At 70.8% G+C, this 16327-nt stretch carries 14 protein-coding genes; 10 read left to right on the top strand and 4 right to left on the bottom strand.

Translation table 11 applies throughout. The features are described from left to right. Nucleotides 1-10: 10 nt before the first annotated feature. The 6 genes from galU (at nucleotide 11) to galE (ending at nucleotide 6323) form a co-directional block, all read left to right on the top strand. A complete protein-coding gene (gene galU, locus AB0M18_RS32135; RefSeq protein ID WP_365764299.1) occupies nucleotides 11-934 on the top strand; it encodes a UTP--glucose-1-phosphate uridylyltransferase GalU in 924 nt (307 codons plus the stop codon). A 187-nt stretch (nucleotides 935-1121) separates the two neighbouring features. After that, complete coding sequence (gene rplU, locus AB0M18_RS32130; RefSeq protein WP_265862363.1) at nucleotides 1122-1442, top strand: 50S ribosomal protein L21; 321 nt, start codon at nucleotides 1122-1124, stop codon at nucleotides 1440-1442. Between the two features lie 14 nt (nucleotides 1443-1456). After that, on the top strand, nucleotides 1457-1711 hold the full coding sequence (rpmA, locus tag AB0M18_RS32125; protein ID WP_030494090.1) for a 50S ribosomal protein L27: 255 nt from the start codon (nucleotides 1457-1459) through the stop codon (nucleotides 1709-1711). A gap of 128 nt (nucleotides 1712-1839) precedes the next feature. Next, nucleotides 1840-3279, top strand: coding sequence for a GTPase ObgE (obgE, locus tag AB0M18_RS32120; RefSeq protein ID WP_365764296.1), 1440 nt, complete (start codon nucleotides 1840-1842; stop codon nucleotides 3277-3279). A 399-nt stretch (nucleotides 3280-3678) separates the two neighbouring features. Further along, complete coding sequence (locus AB0M18_RS32115) at nucleotides 3679-5328, top strand: glycosyltransferase family 2 protein (RefSeq protein WP_365764294.1); 1650 nt, start codon at nucleotides 3679-3681, stop codon at nucleotides 5326-5328. Between the two features lie 8 nt (nucleotides 5329-5336). Further along, complete coding sequence (gene galE / locus AB0M18_RS32110) at nucleotides 5337-6323, top strand: UDP-glucose 4-epimerase GalE (protein ID WP_365764292.1); 987 nt, start codon at nucleotides 5337-5339, stop codon at nucleotides 6321-6323. Between the two features lie 93 nt (nucleotides 6324-6416). On the opposite strand, the gene AB0M18_RS32105 is transcribed toward galE, so the two are convergent. The 4 genes from AB0M18_RS32105 to rfbB all read right to left on the bottom strand — a co-directional run bounded on the left by AB0M18_RS32105 (nucleotide 6417) and on the right by rfbB (nucleotide 12658). Continuing rightward, nucleotides 6417-7613: a glycosyltransferase gene (locus tag AB0M18_RS32105; protein ID WP_365764290.1), complete on the bottom strand. Its 1197-nt coding sequence runs from the start codon at nucleotides 7611-7613 to the stop codon at nucleotides 6417-6419. After that, nucleotides 7613-10495, bottom strand: a complete 2883-nt coding sequence (locus AB0M18_RS32100) for a bifunctional glycosyltransferase family 2 protein/CDP-glycerol:glycerophosphate glycerophosphotransferase (RefSeq protein WP_365764288.1) — start codon at nucleotides 10493-10495, stop codon at nucleotides 7613-7615. Before AB0M18_RS32100 ends, AB0M18_RS32105 begins: the two co-directional genes overlap by 1 nt. Before the next feature lie 262 nt (nucleotides 10496-10757). Continuing rightward, nucleotides 10758-11672 (bottom strand): dTDP-4-dehydrorhamnose reductase, encoded by a 915-nt coding sequence (gene rfbD / locus AB0M18_RS32095; protein ID WP_365764286.1) that lies wholly within the window; start codon nucleotides 11670-11672, stop codon nucleotides 10758-10760. Further along, on the bottom strand, nucleotides 11669-12658 hold the full coding sequence (gene rfbB, locus AB0M18_RS32090) for a dTDP-glucose 4,6-dehydratase (RefSeq protein WP_365764284.1): 990 nt from the start codon (nucleotides 12656-12658) through the stop codon (nucleotides 11669-11671). The genes rfbD and rfbB overlap by 4 nt, the downstream gene beginning before the upstream one ends. A 62-nt stretch (nucleotides 12659-12720) precedes the next feature. Here rfbB and rfbA point away from each other — a divergent pair, with 62 nt between their 5' ends. The 4 genes from rfbA (at nucleotide 12721) to AB0M18_RS32070 (ending at nucleotide 16327) form a co-directional block, all read left to right on the top strand. Then, entirely contained in the window at nucleotides 12721-13617 is an 897-nt protein-coding gene (gene rfbA / locus AB0M18_RS32085; RefSeq protein WP_365764282.1) for a glucose-1-phosphate thymidylyltransferase RfbA, read from the top strand. Nucleotides 13618-13718: 101 nt separating this feature from the next. After that, entirely contained in the window at nucleotides 13719-14324 is a 606-nt protein-coding gene (rfbC, locus tag AB0M18_RS32080) for a dTDP-4-dehydrorhamnose 3,5-epimerase (protein ID WP_365764280.1), read from the top strand. A gap of 225 nt (nucleotides 14325-14549) precedes the next feature. Further along, entirely contained in the window at nucleotides 14550-15671 is a 1122-nt protein-coding gene (gene proB, locus AB0M18_RS32075) for a glutamate 5-kinase (RefSeq protein WP_365764278.1), read from the top strand. Nucleotides 15672-15850: 179 nt separating this feature from the next. Beyond that, nucleotides 15851-16327, top strand: coding sequence for a hypothetical protein (locus AB0M18_RS32070; RefSeq protein WP_365764276.1), 477 nt, complete (start codon nucleotides 15851-15853; stop codon nucleotides 16325-16327).

Here is a 16327-nt window from a genome sequence, read left to right as displayed (position 1 = left end):
ACCCAGCCCGATGAACAACACCCCCGCTCCCCGCGTGCGCAAGGCCGTCATCCCGGCCGCAGGTCTCGGCACGCGCTTCCTGCCGGCCACCAAGGCGACGCCCAAGGAGATGCTGCCGGTCGTCGACAAGCCGGCCATCCAGTACGTGGTGGAGGAGGCGGTCTCGGCCGGGCTGTCGGACGTCCTGATGATCACGGGCCGCAACAAGCGCCCGCTCGAGGACCACTTCGACCGGAACTACGAGCTGGAGGAGGCGCTCGTCCGCAAGGGCGACGAGGAGCGCCTGGCCCGGGTCCAGGAGTCCAGCGAGCTCGCCACCATGCACTACGTGCGCCAGGGCGACCCGCGCGGCCTCGGACACGCCGTGCTGTGCGCGCAGCCGCACGTCGGCGACGAGCCCTTCGCGGTGCTCCTCGGCGACGACCTGATCGACCCGCGCGACCCGCTGCTCGCCCGGATGCTGGAGGTCCTGGCCGAGCAGGGCGGCAGCGTCGTCGCCCTCATGGAGGTCGACCCGGCGCAGATCCACCTGTACGGCTGCGCCGCCGTCGAGCCGTCCGCCGACGCCGACGTCGTACGCATCACCGGCCTGGTCGAGAAGCCGGCTCCGGCCGAGGCGCCCAGCAACTACGCGATCATCGGCCGCTATGTCCTCGACCCGGCCGTCTTCGACGTGCTGAGCGGGACCGAGCCGGGCCGCGGCGGCGAGATCCAGCTGACCGACGCCCTGCAGAAGATGGCGGCGGACGAGCAGCTCGGCGGGCCGGTGCACGGCGTGGTCTTCAAGGGCCGCCGCTACGACACCGGCGACCGCGGCGACTACCTGCGCGCCATCGTGCGGCTCGCCTGCGAGCGCGAGGACCTGGGCCCGGACTTCCGTACCTGGCTCAAGGCCTTCGTCGCCGAGACGGACGCGGGCACCGGGACCGTCTGACCACCGGGGCGGCCGGGGATTTGACCCCCTCCCGGGCCCGCCCGTAACCTAGACCGTCGGCGTGTCGACTGGCACGTCACCACCTCTGAGCACATTCCTCCCGGCTCACGCCGGGAGAGGCCGTACGTCCGTCAGGGCAGGGCGGCTGGCGTCAGAGGTCCCTTTACCGAGTGAGAGAGAGATCCGCGTGTACGCCATCGTGCGCAGCGGTGGTCGCCAGCACAAGGTTGCTGTCGGCGACATCGTTGAGGTTGACAAGATTTCCACCGCCAAGGCTGGCGACACGGTCGAGCTCTCGACCCTGCTCGTCGTCGACGGCGACGCCGTGACCAGCGACCCGTGGGTCCTGGCGGGCATCAAGGTCCAGGCCGAGGTCGTGGACCACACCAAGGGCGCCAAGATCGACATCCTGCGCTACAAGAACAAGACCGGCTACCGCCGTCGCCAGGGTCACCGTCAGCAGTACACGGCGATCAAGGTCACGTCCATCCCGACGGCCGCGAAGTAAAGAGGGACTGAGCAATGGCACACAAGAAGGGCGCATCGTCCACCCGGAACGGTCGCGATTCCAACGCCCAGCGGCTCGGCGTGAAGCGCTTCGGCGGTCAGGTCGTCAACGCGGGTGAGATCCTGGTCCGCCAGCGCGGCACCCACTTCCACCCGGGCTCGGGTGTCGGTCGCGGTGGCGACGACACGCTGTTCGCCCTGCAGGCCGGTTCGGTGCAGTTCGGCACCTTCCGTGGCCGCAAGGTCGTGAACATCGTTCCGGTCGCCTGATCGGAACAGCTTGGCGGAGGCGGACCTCACTTCCCGTAAGGGAAGCGGGTCCGCCTTTCGCGTGTTACTAGATAGACATTCCCACCCATAGCTTCTCGCTTTCGCTCTAGCTTTCTGGAGGCACAACCATGACCACCTTCGTGGACCGCGTCGAGCTGCATGTCGCCGCGGGTAACGGAGGCCACGGCTGCGCCTCCGTCCACCGGGAGAAGTTCAAGCCGCTCGGCGGCCCCGACGGCGGCAACGGCGGCCGTGGCGGCGATGTGATCCTCACGGTGGACCAGTCGGTCACCACGCTGCTCGAGTACCACCACTCGCCGCACCGCAAGGCCACCAACGGCAAGCCCGGCGAGGGCGGCAACCGCGCGGGCAAGGACGGCCAGGACCTGGTCCTGACCGTGCCCGACGGCACCGTCATCCTCGACAAGAAGGGCAACGTGCTCGCCGACCTGGTCGGCCACGGCACGACGTACGTCGCCGCCCAGGGCGGCCGCGGCGGCCTCGGCAACGCGGCGCTCGCCTCGGCCCGCCGCAAGGCCCCCGGCTTCGCGCTGCTCGGCGAGCCCGGTGACCTGGAGGACATCGTCCTGGAGCTCAAGACGGTCGCCGACGTGGCGCTCGTCGGCTACCCCAGCGCCGGCAAGTCCTCCCTGATCTCCGTCCTCTCGGCCGCCAAGCCGAAGATCGCGGACTATCCCTTCACGACGCTCGTCCCGAACCTCGGCGTGGTCACGGCCGGTTCGACCGTCTACACCATCGCCGACGTCCCCGGCCTCATCCCCGGCGCCAGCCAGGGCCGCGGCCTGGGCCTGGAGTTCCTGCGCCACGTCGAGCGCTGCTCGGTGCTCGTGCACGTCCTCGACACCGCGACGCTCGAGTCCGACCGGGACCCGGTCAGCGACCTCGACGCGATCGAGGAGGAGCTGAAGCAGTACGGCGGCCTCGGCGACCGCCCGCGCATCGTCGTCCTCAACAAGATCGACGTCCCGGACGGCAAGGACCTCGCGGACATGATCCGCCCGGACCTGGAGGAGCGCGGCTACCGCGTCTTCGAGATCTCCGCGGTCGCCCGTACGGGCCTCAAGGAGCTGTCCTTCGCGATCGCCGACATCGTCGCGAAGGCCCGCGCGGCCAAGCCGAAGGAGGAGGCGACCCGCATCGTCATCCGCCCGAAGGCGGTCGACGACGCCGGCTTCACCGTCACCTACGAGGAGCACGAGGACCTCTACCGCGTGCGCGGCGAGAAGCCCGAGCGCTGGGTCCGCCAGACCGACTTCAACAACGACGAGGCCGTCGGCTACCTCGCGGACCGCCTCAACCGCCTCGGTGTCGAGGACGAACTGATGAAGGCCGGCGCCCGCGCCGGCGACGGCGTCGCGATCGGCCCCGAGGAGAACGCGGTCGTCTTCGACTGGGAGCCCTCCATGGTCTCCGGCGCCGAAATGCTCGGCCGCCGCGGCGAGGACCACCGCCTGGAGGCCCCGCGTCCGGCGGCTCAGCGCCGCCGTGACCGCGAGGCGGAGCGGGATGACGTGCAGCGGGAGTTCGACGAGTTCAACCCGTTCTAGGCCTGTTCGGCTGCGCGTGCTCCTGGGCCCTGCTTGGACTTTCCCGTCCGGGCGGGGCCCGTCGCGTGCCGGCGGACGGAGTCCGGCGCAGCCGTCCGAAGCCCGTGAGGCCCCCTGGGGCCGAGCGGTGCGAGGGCGGCCGTGGACGATCCAGCCCACCGCCTCGAGGCCCCGCGTCCGGCGGCTCAGCGCCGCCGTGACCGCGAGGCGGAGCGGGATGACGTGCAGCGGGAGTTCGACGAGTTCAACCCGTTCTAGGCCTGTTCGGCTGCGCGTGCTCCTGGGCCCTGCTTGGACTTTCCCGTCCGGGCGGGGCCCGTCGCGTACCGGCGGACGGAGTCCGGCGCAGCCGCTCGGCTGCCGGGCCGGGGGGCGGAGGGGCTCCCGTAGGATTCTGATGTGAGTCTCAGCCCCGCCGCCTCCGCGCCCGACATCGACGGTCGGCTCAGCGTCGTCGTCATCGCCTACAACGACGAGGAACTGGTGGGTGAGGCGATCAGATCCGCGCTCGATCAGGGGGCGGTGGTCGCCGAGGTCGTGGCCGTGGACGACGCGTCGAGCGACGGTACGGGCAAGGTGCTCGACGAGCTCGCGGCGCTGCACCCGCGCGTGCGGGTGGTGCACCGGGAGAGCAACAGCGGGGGCTGCGGCACCCCGCGCAACGACGGCATCGCCGCGGCGACCGCCCCCTACGTGATGTTCCTGGACAGCGACGACGTCCTTCCGCCGGGCGCGGCCCACGCCCTCGTGGCGGCGGCGGAGCGGCACGAGACGCCGGTCGCGGCCGGGCTGTGCGTGCGCCGGGAGCTGCCGGAGGGGCGCGACGTGCCGTGGCAGCCGGACCTGTACGCGGACGCGGCCGTCCGCGACGGCGCCGCCGCCCTCGCCCCGTACACGCACGACACCCTCTGCGTGAACAAGGTCTACCGCCGCTCCTTCCTCGCCGAGCACGGCATCCGATTCCCCGACGGCCGGTTCGTCTACGAGGACTTCGTCTTCAGCGCGCGCGTGCTGGCCGCCGCGCCGCGCATCGCCGTGATCCCGGACACGGTCTACGTCTGGCATGTGCGCCGCGCCGCCGCCCAGTTGTCCATCTCCCTGGACCGCAAGGGCGTCGAGAACTGGACCGCCCGCATCGAGGCCCACCGCCAGGCCGTCGCGGCCTTCGCCGGCGCCGGCCGCGCCGAACTCGCCGCCGCCTGCCGCACCAAGTTCCTGGAGCACGACGTCCGGCTCTACGCCCGCGAGCTGCCGCAGCGCGGCGCCGCGTACCAGAAGGACTGGTGGACGCTCACCCGCACGTACCTGACCGGCTTCGACGAGGGCGAGATCGCCGCCGCGGCCGTCCCCGCCCGCTGGCTCGCCCGCCTGCTGCTCGCCGCGGCCGAGCCGCGCGACCTGACCCGGACGGCCCGCCTCGCCGCGAACCCCGGACTCCTGCTGCCTCCGTACGCGCGCGTGGACGGGGCCGCCGTCTGGGCGGAGGACCTGCCGGGCGCCGTCCTGGACGGCGTCGACACCGCCCCGCTCGACGCCCTTCCGCTCGTCGTCGACGCCTCCCTGCGCACCAGCGTCACGGGAGCCGGCGAACTGCTCCTGACCCTGCGCGACCTGTACGGCCGGGTCCGCGCGGCGGGCCCCCGTACCGCCGGGGTCGGCTTCGTACCGAGGGGCGCCGCCGAGCCCGCCCGCACCGAGCGCGTCACCCTCACCGAGGGCGCGGACGGCTGGACCGCCCGCATTCCCGCGAGCTTCACCGGCCTCGCCCGCACCGGCCGCCGCCGGGGCACCCGCGGCACCCAGGTGTGGGACCTGAGGATCACCGTGGACTGCGCGGACGACGCCTCCTTCACCACCGTCCCGCGTCTCGCGGGCGGCGCGCGCCGGTCGGTGCTGCCGAGCAGCCGGTACGGTGTAGTGCTGGTCCAGCAGTACACGACGGCGAACGGTTCGCTGGCGGTACGGATCGCCCCGGGGCCCCGCGACGGGCTCAAGGCGGTGGGGGCCAAGCTCGGCCGGCTCGCCGGCACATTGCAGGGAAAGGGCTAGGGAACACGATGACTTTTCTGATCACGGGCGGCGCGGGCTACATCGGCTCGCACGTCGTGCGCGCCATGACGCAGGCGGGCGAGAGCGTCGTCGTCCTCGACGACCTGTCCACCGGCTACGCCGAGCGCCTCCCGGACGGTGTGCCGCTGGTGGTCGGTTCCACCCTGGACCGTGAGGTCCTCGACAAGACCATCGCCGAGTACGGTGTGACCGGCGTGGTCCACCTGGCGGCGAAGAAGCAGGTCGGCGAGTCCGTCGAGCTGCCGCTGCACTACTACCGCGAGAACGTGGTGGGCCTGACCGTCCTGCTCGAGGCCGTCGCCGCCGGCGGTGTGCGCAACTTCCTGTTCTCCTCCTCCGCCGCCGTCTACGGCATGCCGGACGTGGACCTCGTCACCGAGGACACCCCGTGCCTGCCGATGAGCCCGTACGGCGAGACCAAGCTGGCCGGCGAGTGGCTGGTCCGCGCGGCGGGCAAGGCCCACGGCATCTCCACCGCCTGCCTGCGCTACTTCAACGTGGCCGGCGCCGCGACCCCGGAGCTCGCCGACACCGGCGTCTTCAACCTGGTCCCGATGGTGTTCGAGCGGCTCGACGCCGGCGAGTCCCCGCGGATCTTCGGCGACGACTACGACACCCCCGACGGCACCTGCATCCGCGACTACATCCACGTCGAGGACCTGGCAGACGCCCACCTCGTCGCCGCCCGCAAGCTCGCCGAGTGGGCCGCCGCCGGCGAGCCGCGCGACCTCACCGTCAACATCGGCCGCGGCGAGGGCGTCTCCGTCCGCGAGATGGTCGACCTGATCAACGAGATCACCGGCCACAGCGTCGACCCGGCCGTCACCCCGCGCCGCGCCGGCGACCCGGCCCGTGTGGTCGCCTCCGCCGGCCGTATCGAGTCGGAGCTCGGCTGGCAGGCCCGCCACGACGTCCGCGACATGATCAGCTCGGCCTGGGCCGGCTGGACCGCGCGCCATACCGTATCGGCCTGACCGGGGTACGGCCCGACCCTCGAGCACAGCCGGCGTGTGAAAAGGGCTGTGGACCGCCGATGCGCCGGTCCACAGCCCTTTTCCTCGTGACGGTCAGCGCTCCAGGAGCGTGAAGAGGTTCTCCCAGCGCGCGACGATCTCATCCGTCGAGTAGCGCTGGATGTCCACGCGGGCCTTGTCGCCCATACGGTCCCGCAGCTCCTGGTCGGAGATCAGCTCGTCGAGGCGACGCGCGAAGTCCACGGTGTTGCCCGGGGTCACGATGACGCCGTTCTCGCCGTCCGTGATGATCTCGTGGACGCCCGGAGCGACGTCGAAGGCGACGCAGGGCACAGCCGTGGCCATGGCCTCCATCAGCGCGAGGGGGAAACCCTCGCCCCGGGAGGACAGGGCGAACAGCGAGCTGTCCTTCAACGCCCCGGGGACGTCACTGGTCCGTCCCATCCACTCGACCTGGGCGGTCAGCCCCAGCCGGGCGCTCTGCTCCTTGAGCGCCGCCTCCTCCTCGCCGGAACCGTAGACGCGCAGGATCCAGTCGGGGTGCTTGGGCGCGACGTCGGACCAGGCTTCGAGCAGCAGGTCGACGCCCTTCTCCTCGTGCAGTCGGCCGATGCTGACGACGACCTTGGCCGTGCGCGGCGACGGCTCCTCGGGGAAGAACGGCAGCGGATTCGGCATGGCACCGACGTGGTCGAAGCGCTGCTGGATCCAGAGGTCCGCGTCCTCGCGGGTCAGCACGAGCATCCGGTCGACATCGGCGTAGTACTTCTGGACCCGCTGGAAGCGGGACGATCCGCGGCAGGTCTGGAAGGACTCGTGGCTCATGCCGATCACACGCAGCCCCGCGGTGTCCGCGAGAGCGACCCACTCCATGGCCCAGACCTGCGTCACGATCAGGATGGAACCCGGGCGGGCGGTGCGGAAGATCGCGCTGAGCTTGGCGGCCTCGCGTCGCATGCCGGCCTCGCGTGACGCCCTGCGCCGGCGCTCGACGAGGTCGAGCCTGCCCTTGATGCCGCGCATCGGCTTCAGGACCGGCGGATGGGTGTCGTAGAGCGTCGTCGTCTTGTACGGCAGATCGTCACCGAGGTCGGCGCGCCGGCCCTCGGGGGCGGGGACGATGCCGATCACGTGGACGGCGTGCCCGCGCTCGCTGAAGAGCCGTGCCATCTGGTGCGACCAGCTGGTGATCCCGCCGAGCTCGTCGACGCTGTTGGAGACGAGGTAGATGTCCCGCGTCTCGGCGTCGTTCTTGGCGGCGGTCAGGGTCGTCGTCGTCATCTCGGTCATCAACGGCTCCACCCGGAGAAGAACTTCTCGACGATCGACCGGGCGGCGTCGCCCTGGTCGTACTCGCCGAACTCGGCCACGAAACGCTTGCGGGCGTCGCAGTACTCCCGGCCCTCGGACTCGAGGTTCCGTACGGCGGCGTGCAGTTCGTCCTCCGTGCGGAAGACCGGTCCGGGCGCGTGCTCCAGCAGATCGAAGTACGTGCCGCGGTCCTCGTGGACGTAGCTCTCGTAGTCGAAGGTGAAGAACAGCATCGGGCGGTCGAGCAGCGCGTAGTCGAACATCACGGACGAGTAGTCCGTGATCAGCGCGTCGGCGAGCTCCATCAGCGGCGTCACGTCGTGCTCCGCCGAGACGTCGATGATCTTGCCGTGGACGTTGGGCGGCAGCACCACGTGGTTGAAGTAGTGCGCGCGCACCAACAGGACGTAGCGGTCCCCGAATTCCTCGGCGAAGCGCTCGACGTCGAAGGGAAGCTCGAACTGGCTGGCCTTGCCCGACGTGCGGAACGTCGGCGCGTACAGCAGCACCGTCTTGTCCGCCGGGATGCCCAGCTTCTCGGCGAGCGGGCCGCGCACCCGGCGACCCGCCTCCTCCTCGCGCTGCCGGGCCTGAACCAGCAGGTCGTTGCGCGGGTAGCCCGAGCGCAGCGGCGTGCGGTCCTTCAGCCGGAAGGCCTTGACGAGCGTCCGGACATCGTGCTCCGAGCGCACCAGGAAGTGGTCGTAGCGGTCGAGGTGCTTCTGCTCGGCCGCCTGCTGCTGCCGCGTCTGAGTCTTGAGCTTGGGCTGGTCGAAGCCCATCTTCTTGAGCGCGGATCCGTGCCAGGTCTGGATGTACGTCGTCTCGGGGCGCTTGGCCAGACGCAGCGGGTAGCTCTGGTTGTCCACCCAGAACTCGGCGCGGGCCAGCGCCTTCAGATACGGCAGGGACCAGCGGCGTACCAGCTCGATGTCCTTGGGGAAATCGCCGGGATCGCCCGTGTACGACCAGATCGCGGTGAAGTCCAGGCCCTGCCGGCGCATCTCTTCGTAGATCGCGCGCGGGCTGTCGCTGTACTGCTTGCCCAGCTGGCTCTCGAAGACGACCGTCCGCTTCTTGATGGGCAGGCGGCTGTAGACGTCGTGATACAGCCTCAGCTTGGTGTCGCCGGAGGTGAGGCTCTTGCGCAGGTTCTTGGCGCGGCGATAGCCGGACTTGGCGATCTGTCCGGGCTTGCCGTGCAGACCGCGCTGGACGAACTCCTCGATCCTGTCGCTGTCGCCCTTCGAGGAGACGAGACGGAAGGCGAGATGGCCCTTGGCGGTCGAGTGGGGCTCTATGAGGTCGCCCACCAGCCGGGTCAGCCGCGGCTTGACGGGAAGGCCTCCGTCGCCCAGGTGGTCCTGCGAGGTGGTGAGGCGGGTCTGCGTACGGACACCGTTCGCCCGGAGAACGACCCGGACGTCCCACACCGAGTCGATCACGCCGAGCGGCCGCAGCGCGGACCCGATGTCGGTCTTGATCTCCCAGTGGATGGTGTCGCCGTCGTGGCGCAGCGAGGTGATGGGGAAGCTGAACTTCTGCAGGCTGCGGCGGCGCGCCTGGAACGTCAGCTCGGCCTTCAGCGTGTCGTCCGGCCCGATGATCCCCAGCGGGTTGACGATCCGGCCGGCGAGCTTCGCGGTACCGCCGGAGGCCGCGTACTCGGTGAGCTCGTTGCGCAGGAACAGCCTGTTGAGGGGCTCCTGGTGGTAGCCGAGTTCGGTGACGTCGAGCACCTCACGGCCGAACTCGTCGTCGAGGTGCTCGGCGCACCAGTAGATGCGGCCGTTCTGCCGGTGGAGGGGAGAGGACAGCTTCTTGCCGTGGATCAGGGAGTCCACGGCGGGCAGCAGGTTGTCCCAGTCGCCCTTCTCCAGAAGGTAGGCGCAGATCGCCTGGATCTTGGAGGCCTTGGCGTACGCCTCGCGGTTCAGGCCCTGGAGATACGGGCGGGAGAGTTCGGCGAACTCGTTGCGGTATTCCTCGTCCCGGAACGGCAGGTCACGCAGATGAAGGACGAGGTCGTGCTTGAGGAACTTGACGTCCTTCGCCGCCCGCATCTCGTCCAGGCCATGCCGGTCGAGGAGCGCGTCGATGCGGCGGTGGATCTCCAGCCGGTGCTGGTAGTTCACCATCTCGTGCCGGCTGTTGGTGACCGACTTGACCTTGGCCTGCTCGTAGACGTGCCAGAAGTAGACCTGGTTGGGGATGAGGGTGATCTTCTTCGCCGCCATGTAGGCGTCGGCGATGAACATCAGGTCCTCGTAGAACATCCCCTTGGGGAAGCGCAGATCGTTGTCGACGAGGAAGTCGCGGCGGTAGCACTTGTTCGTGGACAGGGTGTCCCAGACGAACAGGTCGGGAAGTTCGGTGACCGAGTCCAGGGTGCGCGTGGTCGAGTAGAGCCACGAGTACCACTCGTTGCGCTTCTCGTTGCGGGTGTCCTTGGTGAGACGCACGCACAGACCCGAGACGATGTCGGAGCCGGTCTCCTCGGCCGCCGAGATCATGTTCCGGCAGGCGTTGAGTTCCAGGACGTCGTCGCTGTCGAGGAACATCACATAGCGACCCCGCGCGTGCCCGATGCCGACGTTGCGGGGCTCGCCGCCCGCGCCGCTGTTCTCGGGCAGCTGGAAGGCGCGGACCTGATCGGGGTGCGCGGCGGCGAGACCCTGGGCGACCTTGAACGTGTCGTCCTTGCTGCAGTCGTCGACGATGACGACCTCGACGCTCTGCAAGGTCTGGTCCAGTACCGATTGGACGGCCGTCGGGAGACGCTCTGCGTCGTTGTAGGCGATGACGACCACGGAGACGTCAGGCACTTGCACCTCGATCCACTTGTCTTCCTCTCGACACATCCAAGCTACCCGCTGTTCGGGACCGCGATTGACACCGAGGACGGCCGGTGCGGCGGTGTGGCCTTCCGGAGGGCTCGTCGGTCGTCCAGGTGACCGACAAGGGGAGCGATTTTCCTCAAGGAATGCGCACGTAGGGTGCAGAGGATCGCAGAATCTGCCCGATTCGACCACAAAGAGTGATTCGGCTCACGGCACCGCTCCGGGCGCGGTGCCGTGCGGTGCGGTGCGGTGTGGTGCGGTGCCGTGAGCCGTCCGGACAAGGTCACGCGCCCGACCGTCGAGCCGGGCGCGGAGCGGGGGCCGGGGGCATGGCCTTCAGGGCCTCGGAGAGCTGTTCGCGCCAGTGCGGCTGCACCGCGACGCCCGCCTCGGCCCAGCGCGCGTGCGCCAGGACGCTGTACGAGGGCCGGCGGGCCGGGCGTACGAACGTCTCCGAGGTGGTCGGCCGCACCCGCTCCGGGTCCAGGCCGGACAGCTCGAAGGCCGCCCGCGCCAGGTCGAACCAGGTCGTCGTCCCGGACGCCGTGCCGTGGTAGACGCCCGCCGGGGCCTCGCCCCTGACGGCCGCCGTGCCCAGGTCCCGCAGCTGGCGTGCGAGGGCCCGGGTCCAGGTCGGCTGGCCGCGCTGGTCGTCGACCACGTCGAGGGTCTCGCGCCGCCCGGCCAGGCTCAGCACGGTGGCCACGAAGTTGCGGCCGTGCGCCCCGTACAGCCACGCGGTGCGCACCACGTAACCGCGCTCGGGCAGCAGCGCCAGGACCGCCTCCTCGCCCGCGAGCTTGCCGCGGCCGTAGGCGTTCAGCGGGGAGGTGGGGGCGTCGTGCCGGTACGGCTCAGGGGCGTCGCCCGGGAAGACGTAGTCGGTCGACACCTGGAGCAGCACCGCGCCGGTCGCGGCGCAGGCCCCGGCGAGCGTGCGGGGACCGTCGCCGTTGATCCGGGTGGCCGCGGCCTCCTCGGTCTCCGCGCCGTCGACATCGGTCCAGGCGGCGGCGTTGACGACGACGTCATGGCCATCGACCGCGGCGCGGACGGCGGCGGTGTCGGTGATGTCCAGGTCGGCGCGGGTCAGCGCGGTGACGTCCGCGCCCGCCTCGGTCAGGACCTCGGTGAGGTCGCGGCCGAGCATGCCGGCGGCGCCGGTGATCAGCCAGCGGGTGGGGGTGTCGGCGCTCATCGGGCGAGCGCCGCCTTCGCCTTCAGCGGCTCCCACCAGGCGCGGTTGTCGCGGTACCACTGGACGGTGGAGGCGAGGCCCTGCTCGAAGGCGACCTGCGGCCGGTAGCCGAGCTCCTCCTGGATCTTGGTGATCGACAGCGAGTAGCGCAGGTCGTGGCCCTTGCGGTCCTCGACGTGCTCGACCATGTCCCAGCCCGCGCCGCAGGCGTCGAGCAGCATGCCGGTGAGCTCCTTGTTGCTGACCTCGGTGCCGCCGCCGATGTGATAGACCTCGCCGGCCCGGCCGCCGCGCAACACCGTCTCGATGCCGCGGCAGTGATCGGAGACGTGCAGCCAGTCGCGGACGTTCAGGCCCTCGCCGTACAGCGGGACCTTCCTGCCGTCCAGCAGGTTCGTGGTGAACAGCGGGATCATCTTCTCGGGGAAGTGGTACGGCCCGTAGTTGTTCGAGCAGCGGGTCACCACCACGTCCATGCCGTGCGTGCGGTGGTACGACAGCGCCAGCAGGTCGGAGCCGGCCTTGGAGGCCGAGTACGGGGAGTTCGGCGCCAGCGGCCAGTCCTCGGTCCACGAGCCCTCGGCGATCGAGCCGTACACCTCGTCCGTGGAGACGTGCACGAACCGGCCGACGCCGTGCCGCCGGGCCGCGTCGAGCAGCACCTGGGTGCCGAGCACGTTCGTGGTGACGAACGGCGAGGAGTCGAGGATCGAGCGGTCCACATGGGACTCGGCGGCGAAGTGCACCACCGCGTCCTGGCCGCGCATCACGTCGTCGACGGTGGCGTGGTCGCGGATGTCGCCCTGTACGAAGGTGTAGCCGGACCGCTCGGCCACGGGGGCCAGGTTGGCCTCGTTGCCGGAGTAGGTGAGGTTGTCCAGGACGGTGACCTGGGCGCCCTCGCCCGAGGGCAGTTCTCCGGAGAGCAGTGCCCGCACGAACTGTGAACCGATGAACCCGGCGCCGCCGGTGACCAGAATCCTCATGAAGGCCACGATTCTATGGAACCGGGTGCCGGCACCAGTGCTCCCGCCTAGGCTCCGTGTTCATGCGTGGGATCCTGCTCGCCGGTGGTACCGGCTCCCGATTGTGGCCCATCACCCGAGCCGTCTCGAAGCAGTTGATGCCGGTCTTCGACAAGCCGATGATCTATTACCCCCTGTCGACCCTCGTGATGGCGGGGAGCAGGGAGATCCTGGTCATCACCGGGCCGGAGGAGCGGCCGCAGTTCGAGCGTCTGCTCGGCGACGGCTCCGACTGGGGCCTCGACATCCGGTTCGCGACGCAGGAGAAGCCGAACGGGATCGCCGAGGCCTTCGTCATCGGCGAGGAGTTCATCGGCGGCGAGCCCGTCGCGCTGATCCTCGGCGACAACATCTTCCACGGCGTCGGCCTCGGCCGGCAGCTGGCGAAGTACGGGCAGCCCGAGGGCGGAGTCGTCTTCGCCCACGCCGTCTCCGACCCCACGGCCTACGGTGTCGTCGACTTCGACGAGAACGGCGTCGCCCGCTCCATCGAGGAGAAGCCGAGGAACCCGAAGTCCCGCTACGCGGTGCCGGGCCTCTACTTCTACGACAGCCGGGTGGTCGAGATAGCCAGGAACCTCGTGCCGAGCGCGCGCGGCGAGCTGGAGATCACCGACATCAACAAGCACTACCTCGAACGCGGCGAGCTGCAGGTCTCGGTCCTCGACCGCGGCACCGTCTGGCTCGACACCGGCACCTTCCAGTCCCTCGTGCAGGCCTCCGAGTACGTCCGCGTGGTCGAGGAGCGCCAGGGCATGAAGATCGGCTGCCTGGAGGAGGCCGCCTGGCGGGCCGGCTTCATCGACGACGCGCGGCTGCGTGCCCTCGCCGAGCCGCTGACCAAGAGCGGCTACGGCGACTACCTGCTCGACCTGCTGGCGTACGAGACCGAGCGGACCGAGCGGACCGCGAAGGTCTGAAGGACCGGCAGGCCTGAGGGACCGGCAGGCCTGAGGGACCGGCATGGCCTGAAGTTCAACCCGACAAGGCCTGAGGGCCCGAGAGAGGAACGGCTCTTTCCATGAAGGTCAACCCCCTTGGCATCGAGGGTGCCTGGGAGTTCGTCCCGGAGCAGCACGGCGACGCCCGTGGTCTGTTCCTGGAGTGGTACAAGGCCGAGCTCATGGCCGAGGCCGTCGGCCACCCGTTGGAGCTGAGGCAGGGGAACATGTCGGTGTCCGCCGCCGGCGTCGTGCGCGGCGTCCACTTCGCCGACGTGCCGCCCGGCCAGGCGAAGTACGTGACCTGCGTGCGCGGCGCGGTCCTCGACATCGTCGTGGACGTCCGGGTCGGCTCGCCGACCTTCGGCCGCTGGGAGGCCGTGCGCCTCGACGACCGGGAGCGCAGGGCCGTCTACCTCTCCGAGGGCCTCGGCCACGGCTTCTGCGCGCTGACCGACGACGCCACCGTGACATACCTCTGCTCCCAGGGGTACGCACCGCAGCGCGAGCACGGTGTCCACCCGCTCGACCCGCGGATCGGCATCGAGTGGCCGGTCGACGGCGATCCGGAGCTGTCCGCCAAGGACTCCCGGAGCCCGACCCTCGCGCAGGCACGCGAGGCGGGGATCCTGCCGGTGTACGAGGAGTGCGTGGCGTTCCGCCGCTCGCTGGCGGCGCGCGGCTGACGGCCCCGCCGGGCGCCGTCGTCCAGCCCGCGGAATGGGCGGGCGGCGCCCGGACCGGCTCGCGTAGATTGCCTGCCGAGCGGGATCATGGGCACGGGCGTGATCACGGGGCCCGGTCCCGGCCTCGGGCCCGGTCCCGGCCTCGAGCCCGGTCCGGTCTGGGCCCGGACCCCGGCACGGGCATGAGCGAGCACGAGCACGAGCAGGACGGCGAGGACGACGCAGGTGACAGTGGCAAGGCAGTACGTGACGGAAGCCCGCAGGATCGTCGTGAAGGTCGGCTCGTCCTCGCTGACCACCGCGTCCGGCGGTCTCGACGCCGACCGCGTCGACGCCCTCGTGGACGTCCTCGCCAAGGTCCGCAGCGGCGGCGAGAAGGAGATCGTCCTGGTCTCCTCCGGCGCCATCGCCGCCGGCCTCGCCCCGCTCGGCCTCACCCGCCGCCCCAAGGACCTGGCCCGGCAGCAGGCCGCCGCCAGCGTCGGACAGGGCCTGCTCGTCGCCCGCTACACGGCCTCCTTCGCCCGCTACGGCATCCGGGTCGGCCAGGTCCTGCTCACCACCGACGACACCAGCCGCCGCGCCCACTACCGCAACGCCTACCGCACCCTGGACCAGCTGCTCGCCATGGGCGCCCTGCCGGTCGTCAACGAGAACGACACCGTGGCCACCGACGAGATCCGCTTCGGCGACAACGACCGGCTCGCCGCGCTCGTCGCCCACCTCGTGCGCGCCGACCTGCTGGTGCTGCTCTCCGACGTCGACGGGCTCTACGACGGCGACCCGTCCCGGCCCGGCACCTCGCGCATCGCCGAGGTGCGCGGCCCCGGCGACATCGCGCACGTCGAGATCGGCTCGGCCGGCAAGGCCGGCGTCGGCACCGGCGGCATGGTCACCAAGGTCGAGGCGGCCCGGATCGCCGCCGCCGCGGGCATCCCCGTGGTCCTCACCTCCGCCGTCCGCGCCGCCGACGCCCTGTCCGGCCGCGACACCGGTACCTACTTCCACCGCACCGGCCGCCGCTCGGCCGACCGGCTGCTCTGGCTCGCCCACGCCTCCACCCCGCGCGGCCACCTCACCCTCGACGACGGCGCCGTCCGGGCCGTGACCGAGGGCAAGAAGTCGCTGCTCGCGGCCGGGATCGCCGCCGTCGAGGGCGAGTTCAGCGCCGGCGACCCGGTGGAGCTGCGGGACACCGCGGGCCGCGCCGTCGCCCGCGGGCTCGTCAACTTCGACGCCAAGGAGCTCCCCCAGCTCCTCGGCCGCTCCACCCACGAGCTCGCCCGCGAGCTCGGCCCCGAGTACGAACGGGAGATCGTCCACCGCGACGACCTCGTGGTGATGTGACGAAGCACCGGGGTGAACCGAAACGGCTGAAAGTCTGGTCATCCGGTAGGGACCTTTACCAAAACCGCCCCACGCGCCGCCGCGGGCTGGTCAACTTTGTCTCGGGGGCAACGACGAGGGCGGGGAACGACCAGCACGCGCAGCAGCACGCAGCACAGGCATCACACAGGAGGCCGCCGGTGAGACGAGCGCGCCCAGGGGCCATGGCCCGAGGGACGACCGAACGCGCCCTGACGAGCGTCGAGGCCGGAGCCGACTTCGACGAGAAGTCCTACGACGAGAAACCCCAGGACAGGAGGGCGCCGGAGCGGGAGGTGTCCAAGCTCTGGCACATCACCCTCAGCGTCTCCGGCGCTGCCGCCCCGCTGACGGAGGTGCGCCGGGGCCTGGAGCAGCTGGCCCACGACCACCCCTTCCTGCTGACCAGCCGGTACGCCGACGACCACGCGGAGATCCGCTACTGGGAGGAGGCCCGCGACCTCCACGACGCCGCGGCCGTCGCCCTGCGCCTGTGGGGCGAGCACCGGCAGAGTGCCCAGCTGCCGCCGTGGGAGATCGTCGGCCTGGAGGTCATCGACCGGGAGACCTACCACCAGCGGATCGCCGAGGGCTATGGCCCGCCGCCGGCCGCCCCGGTCGGCGTCCACCCCTACTGA

The organism is Streptomyces sp. NPDC051909 (genome assembly GCF_040681095.1).
In the GTDB taxonomy this organism is placed as follows: domain Bacteria; phylum Actinomycetota; class Actinomycetes; order Streptomycetales; family Streptomycetaceae; genus Streptomyces.
Note: the sequence above shows the minus strand (reverse complement) of the source record. Positions and strands in the feature narration are given on the sequence as shown.